Source organism: Pseudomonas sp. CFII64 (assembly GCF_000416235.1).
In the GTDB taxonomy this organism is placed as follows: domain Bacteria; phylum Pseudomonadota; class Gammaproteobacteria; order Pseudomonadales; family Pseudomonadaceae; genus Aquipseudomonas.
The window spans coordinates 342,451-358,512 of the sequence record NZ_ATLO01000010.1; the positions used below are offsets into that span (position 1 = coordinate 342,451).

The following is a 16,062-nucleotide window of genomic DNA, read 5'->3' on the forward strand; positions in this document are numbered from 1 at the left end:
CAGGGTGATAAACTCCGGTCACTTCAGACGAGGAGCAAGCAGACGTGCGCAAGATGGCAATAGTGATCGCAGTTCTGGCCCTGACCGGCTGTGATGTCAGCAAAACCCCGCCGCAGCCCCCCAAAGTTCAAGCGGCTCAAACCGAGCAAACTGCGCCAGGCACTGCGGCGCAATGGAACATCCAGATGAACACCCGAGAGGCCGTGAGCGATACCAGTGCCTGGCTACTGGAACGCAGCTACGCGCCATTCCTGGCAACCATCGACGGCAAGCAGCAAATGCTGCTCGGCCCCTACAAAACCGAGCAGGAGGCCCAGGAACAGCTGGCGCTGTTGCAGGCCAAGATTACCAAGTCCCACCGTTTCGCCGCTCCGGTGGTGATCAAGCGCGTCCAATGATCGGTTCATGGCCGATCTGCGACAAATGAACCGCGACACTCAACCGCTGCTGTGCCACCCTCGGTTTACGCGCTCGAATCAATCGACGCGTGAATCCGGGAAACGCTTTTATGGACGAAATTCAACGGTTGGGCGAGTTGCTGAGCGCCAATCAACGCAATGAAGAGCAAAAGCATCAGCAGTTCCACACTGGTCTCGCGCAATGGGAGGCCAGTATCGCAGCGCTGTACCGGCAGATCGAAGCCTGGTTGAAACCTTTGATCGACAGCGGCCAGATCACTGTGGAATACGAACCACATCTGGCGCAGAGCAAAGGTTATCCCGACGAAAACTCCCCGTTCCGTACCCAACGCATGACACTGACCATCGCAGGACGTCAGGTTGCGTTCATTCCGGATGCCATGGGTGCCAAAGGTCTGGTGTCGATTGCTGCTACAGGTTTGAGTGTGCATGCCCAGGAAGTGGTGACACTGAGCTGTCAGGACCCTGCGCAGGGTACCCAGTGGCTGGAGAAAAAGCGGATCGGCGTGAAAGAGTCGGATGCCCAGCCGTTTACTGCGGATTATTTCGCCAAGCAGTTGCAGGCGTTGGTGCCGTTGCATAGCTGATCGATTGTTGCAGGAGCCAACGTGTTGGCGAGGCGGTGATCCTTTGTTACCAGGAACATCGCCTCGCGAATGAATTCGCTCCTACGGATTTGCGCAGATTCAGTGTTCGCCAATGCGGATCGAACACAGGTCAATCAGTCGCGACGGCCCAGCAACAGACCTACCACCAGGCCGAAACCTGCGGAGATCGCGACGGTCTGCCATGGGTGGCCACCGATATAAGTCTCGGTCGCTTCAACCACCGGCTTGGTGCGTTCACGCACGTTGGACACCGAGTCCAGTGCCTGCTTGAGCTTCAGGCTCAGCTGCGCGCGCAGGGTTTCTGCGTCTTCGCCAACCAGTGCTGCGCTGTCCTTGAGCAATTTGTCGGATTCTTCGATCAGCGCCTGAAGTTCGCTGAAAGCCTGATCCTTGATTTGCTCAGCAGTGTTTTGGGCAGCAGTTTTACGAGCCATGATGATTTCCTTCCAATTGATGACAACAGTGAGCAATGGAGTCTTGAGCCTACGGAAAAGTTGCAGCGGTTTGTATGACGTATCGCAATTCGCCCGTCGAATTTGCCCAGAAACTATCCTTGACGGGTGTAAGATGCAGCCGGTTTTTAGTCACAGGTGACCGTTATGAGTTTCAATCTGGCCAACCGGCCTCTGCCTGAGCGCGCTGCACTCGAAGATGAAAAATCCCGTCTATTCGATTTGTGGCAAAGCAATCTGGGCAAGGCCAAAAGCGACGCCGCACGTCTGTTCGGCGAACGCTCCAAACGCAAGGGCAAGTGGTCTGAGTGGGTGCGTTCGGAGCTGGACACCATGAGCCCGCCGGAATACGCCAATATGGTTCGCAGTGAAGTGAATCGCCTGGTAGCTACCAGCAAATAAGCCCGAATGTCGGCGTTGTCTGGCGGCTTACCAGCTGCCGTCGGCCGCGTGCGGCAGGTTGAGCGTGCCGCTGTCACTGAAACGCAGGGTGCCAAATACGCCGCCAGCCAATTTGCCCCGCAGCGTATACGGCAGGTTGTTCAGGCTCTGGGTTTGCGTCAGGCCCACCGCCTGGCGCAATGCGGCGAAGGCGGAAACGCTGACCGGAACCACCAGCACGGCTTCGGAAAAACGTCCGATAGTACCTTGCTGATCGCTGACTCCCGACGCCAGCAGCTTGCCGTTGACGTCCAGGTCCAGCGCGACGCCGCTGTACTCGATAGCCGTCTCGTTGGGGTTTTGCAGGCGCAACTTGACCGCCATGCGCACTTCAAGGCCTTGCCCCGGCAAGGGCTCGATACCCACCACGTTGATATTGAGCGGGTCGCGATTGGGAAACAGCGCGCATGCCGAGGCACTCAGCAGTAAAAGGCTGATCAGCACGGTACGAAAGGGGCGTAAGGGCATCCGGATGACTCCAAGGGTGACAAACAAGCGACGTTGCGTTATCCCGTCAGACCGCAATTGCCCAGAGAGATTCGTTTTCCGCAGGTATGGGCCGTATGCTGCGCAGATCGTAGCCTGGCGATCCCTGGATGGATAACCTCAAAACCGCTCATGCATCTGCGCCTGCCGTGATTGAAAAAGACACTATCGCCATTGAACTGGTGCGCGAGGCATTGCTGGAATGCGGCCTGACGGCCCAGGCTCGGTCGTGCTTGCTGGACACCGTTGGTATCGCTGCGGATCTGCTCGCCAGCTCAGGTTCACGAGTCCCGGCCGCCGCCTATGCAGCGTTATGGCGAGCGCTGGCGCAGGCTTGTGACGATGAGTTTTTCGGCATGGACGCCAGACGTCTACGCCAGGGTAGCCTGGAGTTCCTGTGTCGCTCATCCATGGCCCAGCCCACCGTCGCCGCCGGGCTTGAGTCGGGCTTGAGTTTCCTGTCGCTGATGCTGGAGCGGTTCGGCGCTCGTTTGATCCGCCAGCACAGCGTGGCAGAAATCGTCCTTGATGAAGGCGACAGCGCGCAGGGCAGGGCATTCAGCTACTTCACTTACTGGATGATCGTGCACGGCGTGGCCTGCTGGTTGAGCGGACGACGTATTCCTATCCTCGCCATCGAATTGCGCTGTGCGGCGCCGGCCTTCATCGACGACTACAAGGTGATGTTCGGTGAGAACCTGCGTTTTGAACGGCCTTGTTCGCGAATGATCTTTGCCGCCGATTGCCTGGACTTGCCGATCAAGCGCTCGCCTGCCGAGTTGCAGCGATTCCTGGCTGCGGCGCCGGCCAATATTCTGGTCAAATATCGCGACCCGCAAAGTCTGGCTATCCGGATTCGCCATGACTTGCACGCGCTGCCCGCCGAGCAATGGCCGGACACTGAAGCGCTGGCGAGAAACCTGAGCATGTCCGCTTCGACCCTGCGTCGTCGTCTCGCGGACGAGGGCCACAGCTATCAAGGGCTCAAGGACAGCGTACGTAAGGAGTTGGCCATTCATTGGCTAGGCGAAGCAACATTGAGCTTCGCCTCCATCGCCACGCGCCTGGGCTTTGCCGACACCAGTTCGTTCTACAAAGCCTTCCGCAAATGGACCGGGTCCAATCCCGGTCACTACCGCAGCGTGATGCTGGGATCTGAAGCCATTGCCAGCATTGACCAAACCGGTCATCCAGACTGAACGCTTTGACCATTGCCTGCGCCTGCGGACAGCGCGACTATTTCGTTTATTCCAAGAATAAAATCGAGATAGCGAGGTTCCATGGACATTCAAGACAAGGCATTCATCGTCAGCGGCGGCGCATCCGGACTGGGTGCGGCCACCGCGCAGATGCTGATCGAGGCGGGCGCGCGAGTGATGCTGGTGGACCTCAATGCCGAGGCGCTGGCTGCGCAACGTGAAAAGCTCGGCGCGCGCGCTCATGCGGTGGTCACCGACGTCAGCCGGGAAGACTCGGCCCAGGCCGCCGTGGCTGCAGCGGTGGCGGCGTTCGGTGAAGTGCACGGGCTTGTCAACTGCGCCGGAATTGTCGGCGCGCAAAAAATCCTTGGCAAGGAAGGCGTCCATGACCTGGACAGCTTTCGCCGGGTCATCGACGTCAACCTGATCGGCAGTTTCAATCTGCTGCGCCTGGCTTCGGCGGTCATTGCCGATAGCACGGTGAACGCGGGCGGCGAGCGCGGCGTGATCATCAATACCGCATCCGTGGCGGCCTATGACGGCCAGATCGGTCAGGCAGCCTACGCGGCGTCCAAGGGCGCAATCGTCAGCATGACGCTTCCAGCCGCCCGGGAGCTGGCGCGCTTCGGTATTCGCGTCATGACCATTGCCCCCGGCATTTTCGAAACGCCGATGATGGCCGGCATGACCGCGCAAGTGCGCGATTCCCTGGCTGCGGGCGTGCCATTCCCGCCACGTCTGGGCAAGCCGGACGAATACGCCGCGCTGGTGCGGCACATCATCGAAAATCCCATGCTCAACGGCGAAGTCATCCGCCTCGATGGCGCGTTGCGCATGGCCGCCAAATGAGCACTCAGACTCAGGAGCTTGATCATGACTATTGATAATCCCGCAACTCGTGATGATCCGGTGGTGATCGTCAGTGCGGTCCGCACGCCCATGGGCGGCTTTCAGGGTGATCTGAAAAGCCTGACGGCTCCGCAACTGGGCGCTGTGGCCATTCGTGCGGCGGTTGAACGCGCCGGGCTGGCATCGGCGGATGTCCAGCAGGTGCTGTTTGGTTGTGTGCTGTCAGCCGGGATCGGCCAGGCACCTGCGCGACAAGCCGCGTTGGGGGCCGGTCTGCCGACGTCGACCCTGTGCACTACCTTGAACAAAATGTGCGGCTCCGGCATGCAGGCGGCCATTCTCGGCCATGACATGCTGTTGGCCGGCAGCGCCGAGGTCATCGTTGCCGGCGGCATGGAAAGCATGTCCAACGCACCGTATTTGCTGGATCGCGCCCGCAGCGGTTATCGCATGGGGCATGGTCAGGTGCTTGATCATATGTTCTACGACGGGCTGGAAGATGCTTATGAGCGCGGTCGGCTGATGGGCACTTTTGCCGAAGACTGCGCCGAGGCCAACGGCATCAGCCGTGAAGCTCAGGACTCATTCGCCATCGCCTCGTTGACTCGCGCCCAGGCGGCTGCCGATAACGGTTATTTCAGCGCGGAAATCGTCCCGTTGCAGGTAACGGCAGGCAAGGAACAGCGGGAAATCAGCCAGGACGAACAACCGCCCAAAGCCCGTCCGGACAAGATTCCAACGCTTAAACCAGCGTTTCGCCCTAGCGGCAGTGTCACGGCGGCCAATTCCAGCTCGATCTCCGACGGCGCCGCGGCATTGCTGTTGATGCGCCGCTCCGAGGCGCAACGTCGTGGTTTGCAGCCGTTGGCCGTGATCCATGGTCATGCGGCGTTTGCCGACGAACCGGGGCTGTTCACCACCGCACCGATTGGTGCCATCAAGGCATTGCTCAGCCGGACCGGGTGGTCATTGCACGACGTCGACCTTTTCGAAATCAACGAAGCCTTCGCAGTGGTCACGCTGGTGGCCATGAATCAACTGGAGTTGCCTCACGACAAGGTCAATGTGCACGGCGGCGCGTGTGCGCTGGGTCACCCCATTGGCGCGTCCGGTGCGCGCATTCTGGTCACGCTGATCAACGCCTTGAAACAACGGGGTTTGAAGCGCGGCGTGGCGGCAATCTGCATCGGTGGCGGTGAGGCGACGGCAATGGCTATTGAGGTTATATAGTTTATATAAATCATTAACTTATGAGATGTATTTGAAGTTATATGTGTGATCAATCCTGTTTTGGTGAAATGGATATATATCAATGACCTATGAAACTATTTTAATTGAGGTTCAAGGAAAGGTCGGTTTGATTACCTTGAACCGGCCCAACGCGCTGAACGCCCTCAATGCACAGCTGATCAATGAGTTGAACCACGCGCTGGATGCGCTCGACACTGATCGCAATATCGGCTGCATCGTGCTGACCGGGTCCAGCAAAGCCTTTGCCGCAGGCGCAGACATCAAGGAAATGGCTGACCTGACCTATCCGCAAATCTACCTCGATGATCTGTTCGCGCAGAGCGACCGGGTCGCGAACCGGCGCACGCCGATGATTGCCGCAGTGGCAGGCTTTGCCTTGGGCGGGGGCTGCGAGCTGGCATTGATGTGCGATTTCATCCTGGCCGCAGACAACGCGCGGTTTGGTCAGCCGGAAATCAAACTCGGCGTATTGCCGGGCATGGGCGGCACCCAGCGCCTGACCCGTGCGGTCGGCAAGGCCAAGGCCTTGGAAATGTGCCTGACCGGACGCCTGATCGATGCCGAGGAGGCCGAGCGAGCCGGACTTGTGGCGCGCATCGTGCCTGCCGGGCAGTTGTTGGACGAGGCCCTCAAGGTGGCGAACTCAATCGCCGAAAAATCCTTGCCGATAGCGATGATGGTCAAGGAAAGCGTCAATCGGGCGTTTGAAGTGAGCCTCGCCGAAGGCATTCGTTTCGAGCGCCGAGTGTTCCACGCGGCATTCGCTACCGAGGATCAGAAGGAAGGCATGGCAGCCTTTATCGAGAAGCGTGAGCCGCAATTCAACGGACGCTAACGCGAAGCCGGGGGCTTGTCAGTCCAGCTCCATGAATGCGCGTAGCTGCTGCTCGTTCCAGTTCCGCGCAAAGTAGTCCTGCAACGTGAAGCAGTCGTCGGGATGCACCAGGCACAGGTGCTTCGGGCTTCTGCGGTAGCGGGCGGCAAGCTCGCGCATCTGGGCACAGCTCAGCCCGAGATAGCCGCGCTCGTCGGTTCTGCCCTCATAGAGAAAATGCCGGGGTTCCAGGCGCGGCAAGTGCGCCAGCCCTGGGGTCTCCATGAACACGATGTACCAGATTCGGTTTGCCAGCGGCGCGCCTTGCAAGCCGGGATGTTCGGTCAAGCGCAGATCGTCTTCCCAGCGCAGCGTGGTTGGCGGCCCGGCGGGGGCCATTGTCGGTAACGTACAGGCTTGCAAGGTGAGCGTGCGCGGGCCAGTGATGGTGATTCCAGCACTACTCAGCTCGAAACTCGCCTTGGCAGTGCTTAAACGTAAGTCTTCCCTGGCTTCGAAATATAAATCGTTCACATTATTCAAATGAATATTCTCATGCAGGTTTTTGAGAATGGAGCCATTCAAACGAATTGTTTTTTCTGGGCATTCGGCAACCTCAGATGCCGTTCGACGTTCCAGCATGCCGCAAATAACCGGTCGCTCAGGATCGTTGTCGAAATGCCGCACCAGCAACCGATCTCCAGCGGTCAGTGCGTTGACCGAGACATCGGCGAGATCCGGGAGGTCTGCCAGGGCCCAGGCGGTGTGTTCGTCCGGTGAGGATGGCGCATTCTGCCAGTCGTAACGTACCGGGACTCGCCATGCAGCATGGGTTCTGATGAACCCGGCCACATCAGCCATCAATGTCACCTGCTGATGACCGCGTATGCCGGGTTTGCGATGGGTGCAGGACGGGCGAAATGGCATGGCCCAAGGCAGCACGCAATAGCCGGTGCGATAGCCGTGATCGAATGTCTCAAACTCATGCAGCCTCGACAGTTGATCGATCCACGACGCTGATTCTTCGTCCGCTGCGCCAACAGCCGCGCCGAGAATTGCGGCCATGTCGTGAGGGTCGCAGCCCTCCAGGACCTGTGGCTGCTTTGCCCAATGGCGGACCTTGACCAGCAGCCATTGATCGTTGAACAGCGGGACGGGATGCTCCATAACCTGAATGATCTGGCCACTGGTCAGTGCGCAATCGCTGCTCCACCCATGGATATGACGTCGCTCGCAACGCAGGCGCTCCAGCGTACGAGCGCGTGTCTGTCGATGGTGGGCTTCCTCGTCGCCGGGTTTTGGGGGATCGGTTTGTTGATCGAAAGATGCGTTATTGGCACTTTGCGTATCTGGTTGCGCATTGGTTGGGGTGTTGGCGCTGAGAGTGCTGCAATCGCGCCATACCGGGTCATGGATGCCCGTTGCGGCATGGAGGGTCAGGCGTTCGCCCAGATAGCCGATAACCGGCTGGTTGTGGGTGTCTTCGTTGTGCTGCAAGCGTATGGCGCCCTGGCGTTCGGGGAAACTGGCCGGGTCATCGGCGAATACAAGCTGGTGCCCGGTGGGGCTGTGCTCAAACCGGAAATGAATGCCTTCCTCTTCGCAGAGCCGCTGCAGCAGGTGCAGGTCGGTTTCGTCGTACTGCACGCACCAGTCGCGAGGCGGGTATACGCCAACCGGTCCCTCGAAACGGTAGCCGTCTTCGTTCAAACCATGGTTTTCCAGCAATCGGGTGATCAACTGCGGGACGCTCAAACCCGTGAACACGCGGCGTTGGCGGCTTTGTTCCAGCTTGAGCAGACTTGGCACCAGGGTCATTCGGTACAGGCTCAGGCACGTTCCGGCATAGAGTTGTCTGGCGCTGTCGATCAGGCCATGAATCCCCGCATGTTCAACACCAAAGGCCAGCCAGGCGGCGCTGCCTGCCAGACTTGGCATATCCAGATGCGGGTTACGGCTGACCAGATCAACGTCAAAGCGATAGGGCTCGTTCAGCGCGTCGTGGCCAGTAAAGCTGAGGACTTGCAGGTCCATCGGGCTGCCCGTGAGCTTCAGCGTTATCGGCATTTGCTTGTCTTCGAACATACACAGCGCTCCCAGCTTGAAATTCAGGGTGCAGAGGGTACGAAATGCCAAGGGCAATGGGCATCGCTTGGGCTTTTTTCGGAAAGGGACTACAAGCTAAAGGGTAATATCGGTGATTGGCTTCAAGGTGTTTCAGCTGCATTGTCGGCTTGACTGCGATCAATGGCGCGACAGCAGGGGTTTCATCTGGCGCCATCGCGTATAAAATGCGCCGGGCGTCGCTCATCAGTCGCGACGCGTTTCATTCGGTCAGCCAATTTTTCAGCGCTTTGCCCCAGCCAGCGTCGGTGTTTCTCAGCGACAGCGGCTGTGATGGGCAGGGCGCAATCGGATCAAGAGAGCAAGCATGGGCGCACAGTGGAAGGTCAAGCATAAAGAAGCAGCATCCAATGCCAAGGGTCGTATTTTTGGCAAGCTGTCCAAGGAAATCATGATTGCTGCACGCGCCGGCGCTGATCCGGACATGAACCCGCGTCTGCGCCTGGTGGTCGAGCAAGCAAAAAAAGCCTCGATGCCCCGCGAAACGCTGGAGCGCGCAATCAAGAAAGGCGCCGGTCTGCTCGGCGAGAACGTCACGTTCGAACGCCTGACCTACGAAGGCTTTGCCCCTCACCGCGTGCCGGTGATCGTCGAATGCCTGACCGACAACATCAACCGCACTGTCTCGGAAATTCGCGTGTTGTTCCGCAAGGGCCAGCTCGGCGCTGCGGGTTCGGTTTCCTGGGATTTCAACTATCAGGGCATGATCGAAGCCGTACCGGCCAACCCTGATGCGGATGCTGACGAAGCCGCCATCGAAGCGGGCGCGCAGGACTGTGAGCCGGGTGAAGAGGGCGCGACGCTGTTCCTCACCGAGCCCACCGATATGGACGCAGTCTGCAAAAAACTTCCCGAGTTCGGGTTTACCGTGCAGTCCGCGCAATTGGGCTACCGCCCGAAAAGCACCGTGGACGGCCTGACCGACGAGCAGATGGCCGAAGTCGAAGCCTTCCTTGAAGCCATCGACAACAATGATGATGTGCAGAACGTTTATGTGGGGTTGGCGGGGTAAGCGGCGGTAAACAGAGAGCCTGCTGGAGCGAGGCTTGCCCGCGAATCGGTATTCCATTGGACATATCTATCGCCTGAACTGACGCCTTCGCGGGCAAGCCTCGCTCCAACGAGTTTGTATTTATACCTGCAACCGCCGCTCAACCTCTCCCAACCGAGGCCGCGCGCCGATCTGCGGCTGCACACACCGGGCCTGCAACTGACGCAACACTGTGATCTGCGAACCTTGGTCGTCACAGCGCTCCAGCAACTCTCCCAGTAAAATCCCGAATGCCCGTGTTTCAATGCGCTCCAGCGCCTCTCCCAAGGCTGCGGTCGGATGAAACGACGCTGCGCCGAAGTCTCCCAGCAGGCAGGTGCCGTCGGGCTCCCACAGAATGTTGTGTCCGTACAGATCGCCATGAGTGATGCCGCACCCGTGTAAATGGGCGGTAACCGATGCGATGCCTTGGGCGATACGCAAAACCACGGGCAAGGACAGGCGCAGATCGGCCGGATAGATATCCCGCGTGCAGGATTCCAGGCTCGGTGGTCCCGCCAGATTGGCAAAACTCGGCGCAATCAGGTGCATTACCAGACCTGCCTGAGCCTGGGGATGGTCAATGATCTGGCCTTCAATGCCGATCAGATTGGGGTGGTTGCCGGCAGCAATACACGCGGCCATTTCATTGAGCGGCGAGCCATCAGAGGTCACGCTGCCTTTATAAAGTTTGAGCGCGACGGACTTGTCAGGCTGTTCCGGGCTTTGCCAGTGCGCCTGCTGAATGATGCCGGAGGCACCTTCGCCCAATTGTTGTTGAACATGCAGCTCCCGCCAGGGAATCTGCCGCACGGCAGGCTGCTCGTGTTCGGTGCAGAGCGGATTGCCAGCGTAAGCCAGCCAGGCCAGTGAAGGCAGTTCCAGCAGCCATGCGGGCAACTGCGTAAGCTGATTGGCGGCGATACGGATCAGCTCTAGACGTTCGCAGCGGGCCAGGCTGGCGGGCAGCGCCTGCAGCTGGTTGCCGGCGAGCATCAGCTTTTGCAGCGCCAGACAATCCCCCAGCGCTTCGGGCAGCTGCGTAATGCGGTTGTCGGTCAGGATCAGCCAGCGCAACTGCGGCGGCAGCGCCTGGGCCGGGACATGCTGAATCTGGTTGGCCTTGAAGCCGACAATCTGCAGTTCGTCACACTGGCCAATGCATTCAGGCAGCTCGGTAAACCGGTTATCCGAGCCAAACAACACGCGCAGGCGTTTCAGGCGATGCAGGTCATCGGGCAGATGCTGTAAAGCATTGCCGCTGAGATTGAGGACTTCCAGCGAGTCGGCCAGCTCGAAGATTTCCCTCGGGAACTTGGTCAAGCCGCAGGACAGGTCCAGTCGTTTGATGCCGGCCAGTTTGCCAGCGCGCAGGTCTTCGAGGCTGTGCATGATCAGCCGCGTTCGACTTGGGCGTTGGCGTCTGCCAGGCAGCCGTCGACCCATTGATGAACGCGGGTGAGAGGTGGCGCGGCTTCGGCGTACAGAATCCGGTAGACCGTCGGCGCTACCACGCGGTCGATCAGGTCCTCGGCGCTGGGCGAGGTTTCACCACGAGCCAGGGCGCGATCAATGATGATCTGCAACTGGTCGCGGGTAATCGCCATGCATTTGCCGGAACAGCTGGCGCCGTTGCTGGCCACGACGTCGCGCATCATTTCCCGGCCGGGCGCGGAATCCATGTCTTCCAGGTACATCTCGGTCCAGGTCAGCAAATCATCACGCAGATTGCCGCAATCGATGGGCGGATCCGGGCGCAGCCGTTCCACCGCAGCATCGGCCAGCAGCGTGGTGAGGTCGCCCCAGCGACGATAGATGGTCGACGGGGTAACGCCGGCGCGCGTGGCAATCAGCGGCACGCTGAGGTCGCCGCGCTCATGTTCGCGCAGCAGCTCGCGCACTGCGCCGTGAATAGACTCTTGCACCCGGGCGCTGCGGCCGCCGGTGCGTATTCCTTCTTTAATAGCCATATGGCGGACCTTAACACAAAGTATTTGCTTTAAGCGGCGACAGCTAGCACACTCTAAAACGCTAAATATTAGCTTTAATGATTTGCCTGATTGGAGAGTGTACCCATGTCCCTTCCTTTCCAGAAACCGGATATGCATGAACGGGGTCGCAGCCATCTGGGCTTTCTGGCATTTACCACGCTGTGCTTTTTCGCCGCCTCCAGCGCGCCGACTCCGCTGTACCACCTGTACCAACAAGCCTGGGGCTTCTCGGCGGCGATGTTGACGCTGATCTTCGCGGTCTATGCGCTGACGCTGTTGGTTGCCTTGCTGATTGTCGGTTCGCTGTCGGATTATCTCGGCCGGAGGCCGGTCATTTTCAGCGCCTTGTTGCTGGAAATCGTCTCAATGCTGTTGTTTATCATAGCCACGGATGTGATCTGGCTGGTCCTGGCGCGCATGCTTCAAGGTCTGGCCACCGGCATGGCAGCCAGCGCGCTGGGTGCGGCATTGCTGGACAATGATCAGAAACAGGGTCCGTTGATCAACAGTATCGCGCCAATGTTCGGCATGGCCATCGGCGCGTTGGGGACTGGCTTGCTGGTGGAGCTGGCGCCGCTGCCGCTGCTGCTGGCGTATTACCTGTTGCTGGCGGCGTTTGTGTCCCAGGCCATCTATCTGTGGCGCATGCCGGAGACCGTCAGCCGCCAGCCAGGTGTGTGGAGGTCCCTCAAGCCTTCGCTGCACGTTCCGCTTCAAGCGCGGCGTACTTTATGGCTGGTGTTGCCGGTGGATATCGCCGCCTGGTCGCTGGGCGGTTTCTACCTGTCATTGACGCCTTCGCTGTTGGCGGCGGCGACCGGTTCGACCTCGGCAATCAACGGTGGGCTAGCCGTGGCATCACTGACCTTGAGCGGCGCATTGGCGATCCTCAATCTGCGTTTGCGCGCGCCGACCCTTGGCCTTTGGATCGGCGCAAGCTTCCTGACCCTGGGCGTCGCCGTGATCCTGGCGGCAGTGAATGCGGGTTGGCTGTGGCTGTTTTTTGTGGGGACTGTGATCGCCGGTATAGGTTTCGGCGCGAGTTTTCTCGCCGCTTTGCGCTTGCTGCTGCCGCTGGCCCATGCCCACGAAAGGGCGGGTTTGATGTCGGCGTTCTACGTGCTCAGTTACCTGGCGTTCTGTGTGCCGGCGCTTGTCGCAGGTTTTTCGGCACGCACCTTTGGGCTGATCGCCACCACCAATGTCTACGGGGCAGTGGTGATTGCACTGGCGCTGGCGGCATTGCTGGGCTTGCTGGTGCAGCGCAGCAATGGCCGGCGCCTGGCGTCGTAGGAGCCAATCAAATTGCCTCAGGCAATGCCTTGCGCGCACGTTGCGTGGCTTCGTCTTTCGCTGCGCCGACGACCGCATAGTTGTAACTGCCGCTGGACCAGTAGTCAGCCTGCAATTCGCCATCCAGGCGGCTGCCACGGGGCAGCAGATGATTTTGTGCACCCGGCGGACGGATGTAGAAACTCAGGGTGCGGCCCTCGCGATCCTTGTACACGACCATGGCTGCCGCGCCTTGCTCAGTGCTTGTCATGCGTCCGCTGACCGGCCGAAAACCGGCTGCTTCCATATTAGGCAGACGTTCAGCCCGGGCAAAGTGGCGGTCCAGCCAGCCTTGGGCATCGTTGGGTTTTTCAGCGCTCCAGTCGCTGGCCATATCGTTGTTGACTGCGAACATCCGGTACGCCTGCACCGCATCGGCCATGGGCAGGGTCGCGTTGCTCAGGGTGATTTCCCGCGCATGCCAGCCGCTCAGGCCGCCAACACTCACCGCCACCAGCAACACCGCTGCCGTGGCGAAATGCCGATAGCGGTTGCGGCGCATGCGCTGGCGAATGAAGGTCGGGTCCAGCTCGGAATTGGCTTCACGTTGCAGCTGGCCGCTCAGGGCCGCGCGCAACTGTTGCGCATCTTCCTGCCATTGCTTGACCTGCAAGGCGACGTCGGGGTGCGCGGCGAGCCAGGTTTCCAGTGTCGCCCGGTCGGCATCGCTGAGCTGATAGTCGACGTAGGCATTCAATACGTGTTCGCTGGGGGGCAAGGTAATCATTTCAATATCCGCAGGGCAGGGGACAGGATTTCGCCATCACTGATCTGGCGCAGCGCCTGGCGAGCGCGCGACAGGCGGGACATGACGGTGCCAACAGGTACGTCGAGAATTTCGGCGACCTCCTTGTAACTCAAGCCTTCCACCGAAATCCAGAGCAGCAACGCGCGCTGCTCGGTGTTCAGTCGCTCGAACGCACCCAGGGTTGACTGTGCCACCACGGTGCGCTCGACGCTGGGCTGGTAGTGATCGTCGCCGCCGCCGGTGAACAGCTCAAGCATTCGGCTATAGCGTCGGGAGCGGCGATGGGCATCCAGGAACTGTCGATACAGGATGGAAAACAGCCAGGCGCGCAAATCGCCTTCCGGCCGCTTGTTACCCCAGGCAGACAAGGCTTTCTCCAGGCTGGCCTGCACCAGATCGTCTGCACTGCTGGGGTTGCGGGTCAGCGATAAAGCGAACCTGCGCATGCGCGGGATCAACTCCCGTAACTGTTCATCAAGCTCGTTCATGGGCGGCGGGTTTCCGGTCTGCAACTATGATCAAGTAAGCGTGTGATCAGCAAGACGACGCTCCACGGCGTTTATTCCTCCATTTATACAATTAATTTCGGGGCAGGGAATAAACACTGACAGGGTGCGTCTTACCGTCCACTAACCTACAGGCCAACGGCCCAGGAGATCCCCCATGGTCGAGCGCTTCCCGCCGCCTGAGCAGCAAAAACCGCCCCTGAGCATTGGCAGCACCCTGCTGCGACTGGCGGGCATCGGCGTTATCGTGTTGGCGGCAGCCACTTCGCTGGCTTACGTCGGCGGCTATCTGGATCCGCAGCGGCTGACCCCGGCGCGACTGGTCGATGGGCTGGAGCACAATAACGGCGTGCATCCCGGATTCAGGCGCAACCACCCCAAGGGCGTGTGTGTCGCAGGTTACTTTGAAAGCAATGGCAGCGCCGCGCAGTATTCCAGCGCACAGGTGTTTGCTGCGACGCGCACTCCGGTCGAAGGGCGGTTTGCCTTGCCGACTGGCAATCCCTACTCGCCGGACAGTGCCGCGCCGTTGCGCAGTATGGCGCTGCGCTTTACCCAGGCAAACGGCCAGCAATGGCGTACCGGGATGAATGCCATGCCGGTTTTTCCGGTTGGCACGCCGCAAGCTTTTTATGAGCTGATGCAGGCCCAGGCGCCCGATCCAGCCACCGGCAAGCCTGATCCGGCCAAGCCTGCGGCGTTTTTCGCCAGCCATCCGGAAGCCGCGCCATTTCTCGCCTGGGTCAAGACTGCCAAGCCTTCCGCCAGCTACGCCACTGAAACCTATAACAGCGTCAATGCGTTCTATCTGGTCAGCGCCGACGGCAAGCGCCAGGCGGTGCGCTGGAACATGGTGCCGGTTAATCAGGATTCGGCAGCGACTCCCGCGCCGGATGCCAAGGATTATCTGGAGCCGGATCTGGCCGACCGCCTGACCCGTGGTTCGCTGCGCTGGAACCTGATGATTACCCTGGCCGAAGCGGGCGATCCGATTGACGACGCCAGCAAGCAATGGCCCGCCGAACGTCGCGCCATCAATGCCGGGACGCTGGTCATCGACAGCACGCAACCGCAAGCGGATGGCGATTGTCGCGATATCAACTTTGATCCATTGGTGTTGCCCGCAGGCATTGCCGGCTCTGCAGACCCATTGCTGGCGGCCCGTTCGGCGGCCTATGCATCTTCTTATCAGCGGCGGACCGGCGAAGTTGATCAATTGCCGAAAGCGGCTCCCGTTGCGGAGAAAAAATCATGAGCGCGCCTACCCGACATTTCGCCCCGTTGGCGCGACTGCTGCATTGGTTGATGGCACTGATGATCATCGCCATGCTGTTTATCGGCGCTGGCATGGTGGCTTCGGTCTCGCAACGCCATGAGTGGTTGCTCAACCTGCACAAGCCTTTGGGGATCGCGATTCTGGTGTTGGTGATCCTGCGCCTGATCGTGCGTTTCTCTACGCAGACGCCGCCGTTGCCGGCTGATCTGCCGACATGGCAGGCGTTGTCCGCCAAGCTGTCGCACTATCTGTTGTATGCGCTGATGCTGGCGATGCCATTGATCGGCTGGTCGATGATTTCTGCCGCTGGAGATCCGGTGATGTTGGGCAGCTCGTTGCGATTGCCGTCAATCGTGGCGGCCAACCCGCATACCTTTGCTTTCCTGCGCCAGGCGCACACGTACCTGGCTTATCTGCTGTTTCTGACCATCCTGCTGCATGTCGCTGCTGCGCTGTTTCATGGCTGGATACGCCGCGATGAAGTGCTGGGCAGCATGTTGCGGGGTGAAAGCAACGGCTGAGTTGATTCGTTGGAG

At 59.8% G+C, this 16,062-nt stretch carries 18 protein-coding genes; 11 read left to right on the forward strand and 7 right to left on the reverse strand.

The genetic code is table 11. The features are described 5' to 3' along the window. Positions 1–44: 44 nt before the first annotated feature. Together CFII64_RS06485 and CFII64_RS06490 are read left to right on the forward strand one after the other, a co-directional pair. Positions 45–398, forward strand: coding sequence for a hypothetical protein (locus tag CFII64_RS06485; protein ID WP_020289982.1), 354 nt, complete (start codon positions 45–47; stop codon positions 396–398). A gap of 110 nt (positions 399–508) precedes the next feature. Then, the gene (locus CFII64_RS06490) at positions 509–1,006 is read left to right on the forward strand and encodes a hypothetical protein (protein WP_020289983.1); all 498 of its coding nucleotides are present in this window, start codon (positions 509–511) and stop codon (positions 1,004–1,006) included. Between the two features lie 134 nt (positions 1,007–1,140). Here the strand turns inward: CFII64_RS06490 and CFII64_RS06495 are convergent, their stop codons facing one another. Then, positions 1,141–1,461, reverse strand: a complete 321-nt coding sequence (locus CFII64_RS06495; protein WP_020289984.1) for a YqjD family protein — start codon at positions 1,459–1,461, stop codon at positions 1,141–1,143. 165 nt (positions 1,462–1,626) lie between these two features. Here CFII64_RS06495 and CFII64_RS06500 point away from each other — a divergent pair, with 165 nt between their 5' ends. Beyond that, a complete protein-coding gene (locus tag CFII64_RS06500; RefSeq protein WP_020289985.1) occupies positions 1,627–1,881 on the forward strand; it encodes a hypothetical protein in 255 nt (84 codons plus the stop codon). 27 nt (positions 1,882–1,908) lie between these two features. On the opposite strand, the gene CFII64_RS06505 is transcribed toward CFII64_RS06500, so the two are convergent. After that, positions 1,909–2,388, reverse strand: coding sequence for an LEA type 2 family protein (locus CFII64_RS06505; protein WP_020289986.1), 480 nt, complete (start codon positions 2,386–2,388; stop codon positions 1,909–1,911). A gap of 167 nt (positions 2,389–2,555) precedes the next feature. Between CFII64_RS06505 and CFII64_RS06510 the strand changes: the two genes are divergently transcribed. From CFII64_RS06510 to CFII64_RS06525, 4 genes are all read left to right on the forward strand, one after another. After that, positions 2,556–3,605, forward strand: coding sequence for an AraC family transcriptional regulator (locus tag CFII64_RS06510; protein ID WP_044901223.1), 1,050 nt, complete (start codon positions 2,556–2,558; stop codon positions 3,603–3,605). An 81-nt stretch (positions 3,606–3,686) separates the two neighbouring features. After that, the gene (locus tag CFII64_RS06515) at positions 3,687–4,454 is read left to right on the forward strand and encodes an SDR family NAD(P)-dependent oxidoreductase (protein ID WP_020289988.1); all 768 of its coding nucleotides are present in this window, start codon (positions 3,687–3,689) and stop codon (positions 4,452–4,454) included. Positions 4,455–4,478: 24 nt separating this feature from the next. Then, on the forward strand, positions 4,479–5,684 hold the full coding sequence (locus tag CFII64_RS06520) for an acetyl-CoA C-acyltransferase (protein ID WP_020289989.1): 1,206 nt from the start codon (positions 4,479–4,481) through the stop codon (positions 5,682–5,684). Between the two features lie 82 nt (positions 5,685–5,766). Continuing rightward, complete coding sequence (locus tag CFII64_RS06525) at positions 5,767–6,540, forward strand: enoyl-CoA hydratase (RefSeq protein ID WP_020289990.1); 774 nt, start codon at positions 5,767–5,769, stop codon at positions 6,538–6,540. 18 nt (positions 6,541–6,558) lie between these two features. Here CFII64_RS06525 and tssI read toward each other — a convergent pair whose 3' ends face one another. Further along, the gene (gene tssI / locus CFII64_RS06530; RefSeq protein WP_020289991.1) at positions 6,559–8,604 is read right to left on the reverse strand and encodes a type VI secretion system tip protein TssI/VgrG; all 2,046 of its coding nucleotides are present in this window, start codon (positions 8,602–8,604) and stop codon (positions 6,559–6,561) included. A gap of 346 nt (positions 8,605–8,950) precedes the next feature. On the opposite strand from tssI, the gene CFII64_RS06535 reads away from it, so the two are divergent. After that, positions 8,951–9,655 (forward strand): YebC/PmpR family DNA-binding transcriptional regulator, encoded by a 705-nt coding sequence (locus CFII64_RS06535; RefSeq protein WP_020289992.1) that lies wholly within the window; start codon positions 8,951–8,953, stop codon positions 9,653–9,655. Positions 9,656–9,775: 120 nt separating this feature from the next. Here CFII64_RS06535 and CFII64_RS06540 read toward each other — a convergent pair whose 3' ends face one another. Both CFII64_RS06540 and CFII64_RS06545 read right to left on the reverse strand, forming a co-directional pair. Then, positions 9,776–11,065, reverse strand: a complete 1,290-nt coding sequence (locus CFII64_RS06540; RefSeq protein WP_020289993.1) for a leucine-rich repeat-containing protein kinase family protein — start codon at positions 11,063–11,065, stop codon at positions 9,776–9,778. 2 nt (positions 11,066–11,067) lie between these two features. Further along, positions 11,068–11,643, reverse strand: coding sequence for a TetR/AcrR family transcriptional regulator (locus tag CFII64_RS06545; protein ID WP_020289994.1), 576 nt, complete (start codon positions 11,641–11,643; stop codon positions 11,068–11,070). A gap of 105 nt (positions 11,644–11,748) precedes the next feature. Here CFII64_RS06545 and CFII64_RS06550 point away from each other — a divergent pair, with 105 nt between their 5' ends. Continuing rightward, positions 11,749–12,957 carry an MFS transporter gene (locus CFII64_RS06550; protein ID WP_020289995.1) on the forward strand — a complete coding sequence of 403 codons (1,209 nt, stop codon included), beginning with the start codon at positions 11,749–11,751 and terminating at the stop codon, positions 12,955–12,957. A 7-nt stretch (positions 12,958–12,964) separates the two neighbouring features. Here the strand turns inward: CFII64_RS06550 and CFII64_RS06555 are convergent, their stop codons facing one another. Together CFII64_RS06555 and CFII64_RS06560 are read right to left on the reverse strand one after the other, a co-directional pair. Continuing rightward, positions 12,965–13,723 carry an anti-sigma factor gene (locus CFII64_RS06555; protein ID WP_020289996.1) on the reverse strand — a complete coding sequence of 253 codons (759 nt, stop codon included), beginning with the start codon at positions 13,721–13,723 and terminating at the stop codon, positions 12,965–12,967. Continuing rightward, positions 13,720–14,232 carry an RNA polymerase sigma factor gene (locus CFII64_RS06560; protein WP_020289997.1) on the reverse strand — a complete coding sequence of 171 codons (513 nt, stop codon included), beginning with the start codon at positions 14,230–14,232 and terminating at the stop codon, positions 13,720–13,722. Before CFII64_RS06560 ends, CFII64_RS06555 begins: the two co-directional genes overlap by 4 nt. Positions 14,233–14,407: 175 nt before the next feature. On the opposite strand from CFII64_RS06560, the gene CFII64_RS06565 reads away from it, so the two are divergent. Further along, positions 14,408–15,505, forward strand: coding sequence for a catalase family peroxidase (locus CFII64_RS06565; RefSeq protein ID WP_020289998.1), 1,098 nt, complete (start codon positions 14,408–14,410; stop codon positions 15,503–15,505). Then, positions 15,502–16,047, forward strand: a complete 546-nt coding sequence (locus CFII64_RS06570) for a cytochrome b (RefSeq protein ID WP_020289999.1) — start codon at positions 15,502–15,504, stop codon at positions 16,045–16,047. The genes CFII64_RS06565 and CFII64_RS06570 overlap by 4 nt, the downstream gene beginning before the upstream one ends. Positions 16,048–16,062 lie beyond the last annotated feature (15 nt).

What these genes read in the sequence shown, in the direction of transcription:
- CFII64_RS06505 (WP_020289986.1), bottom strand. Translation starts at nt 2,388, where the DNA reads ATGCCCTTACGCCCCTTTCGTACCGTGCTGATCAGCCTTTTACTGCTG.
- CFII64_RS06490 (WP_020289983.1), top strand. Translation starts at nt 509, where the DNA reads ATGGACGAAATTCAACGGTTGGGCGAGTTGCTGAGCGCCAATCAACGC.
- CFII64_RS06520 (WP_020289989.1), top strand. Translation starts at nt 4,479, where the DNA reads ATGACTATTGATAATCCCGCAACTCGTGATGATCCGGTGGTGATCGTC.
- CFII64_RS06555 (WP_020289996.1), bottom strand. Translation starts at nt 13,723, where the DNA reads ATGATTACCTTGCCCCCCAGCGAACACGTATTGAATGCCTACGTCGAC.
- CFII64_RS06500 (WP_020289985.1), top strand. Translation starts at nt 1,627, where the DNA reads ATGAGTTTCAATCTGGCCAACCGGCCTCTGCCTGAGCGCGCTGCACTC.
- CFII64_RS06545 (WP_020289994.1), bottom strand. Translation starts at nt 11,643, where the DNA reads ATGGCTATTAAAGAAGGAATACGCACCGGCGGCCGCAGCGCCCGGGTG.
- CFII64_RS06535 (WP_020289992.1), top strand. Translation starts at nt 8,951, where the DNA reads ATGGGCGCACAGTGGAAGGTCAAGCATAAAGAAGCAGCATCCAATGCC.
- CFII64_RS06550 (WP_020289995.1), top strand. Translation starts at nt 11,749, where the DNA reads ATGTCCCTTCCTTTCCAGAAACCGGATATGCATGAACGGGGTCGCAGC.
- CFII64_RS06565 (WP_020289998.1), top strand. Translation starts at nt 14,408, where the DNA reads ATGGTCGAGCGCTTCCCGCCGCCTGAGCAGCAAAAACCGCCCCTGAGC.
- CFII64_RS06495 (WP_020289984.1), bottom strand. Translation starts at nt 1,461, where the DNA reads ATGGCTCGTAAAACTGCTGCCCAAAACACTGCTGAGCAAATCAAGGAT.
- CFII64_RS06515 (WP_020289988.1), top strand. Translation starts at nt 3,687, where the DNA reads ATGGACATTCAAGACAAGGCATTCATCGTCAGCGGCGGCGCATCCGGA.
- CFII64_RS06540 (WP_020289993.1), bottom strand. Translation starts at nt 11,065, where the DNA reads ATGCACAGCCTCGAAGACCTGCGCGCTGGCAAACTGGCCGGCATCAAA.
- CFII64_RS06560 (WP_020289997.1), bottom strand. Translation starts at nt 14,232, where the DNA reads ATGAACGAGCTTGATGAACAGTTACGGGAGTTGATCCCGCGCATGCGC.
- CFII64_RS06525 (WP_020289990.1), top strand. Translation starts at nt 5,767, where the DNA reads ATGACCTATGAAACTATTTTAATTGAGGTTCAAGGAAAGGTCGGTTTG.
- tssI (WP_020289991.1), bottom strand. Translation starts at nt 8,604, where the DNA reads ATGTTCGAAGACAAGCAAATGCCGATAACGCTGAAGCTCACGGGCAGC.
- CFII64_RS06570 (WP_020289999.1), top strand. Translation starts at nt 15,502, where the DNA reads ATGAGCGCGCCTACCCGACATTTCGCCCCGTTGGCGCGACTGCTGCAT.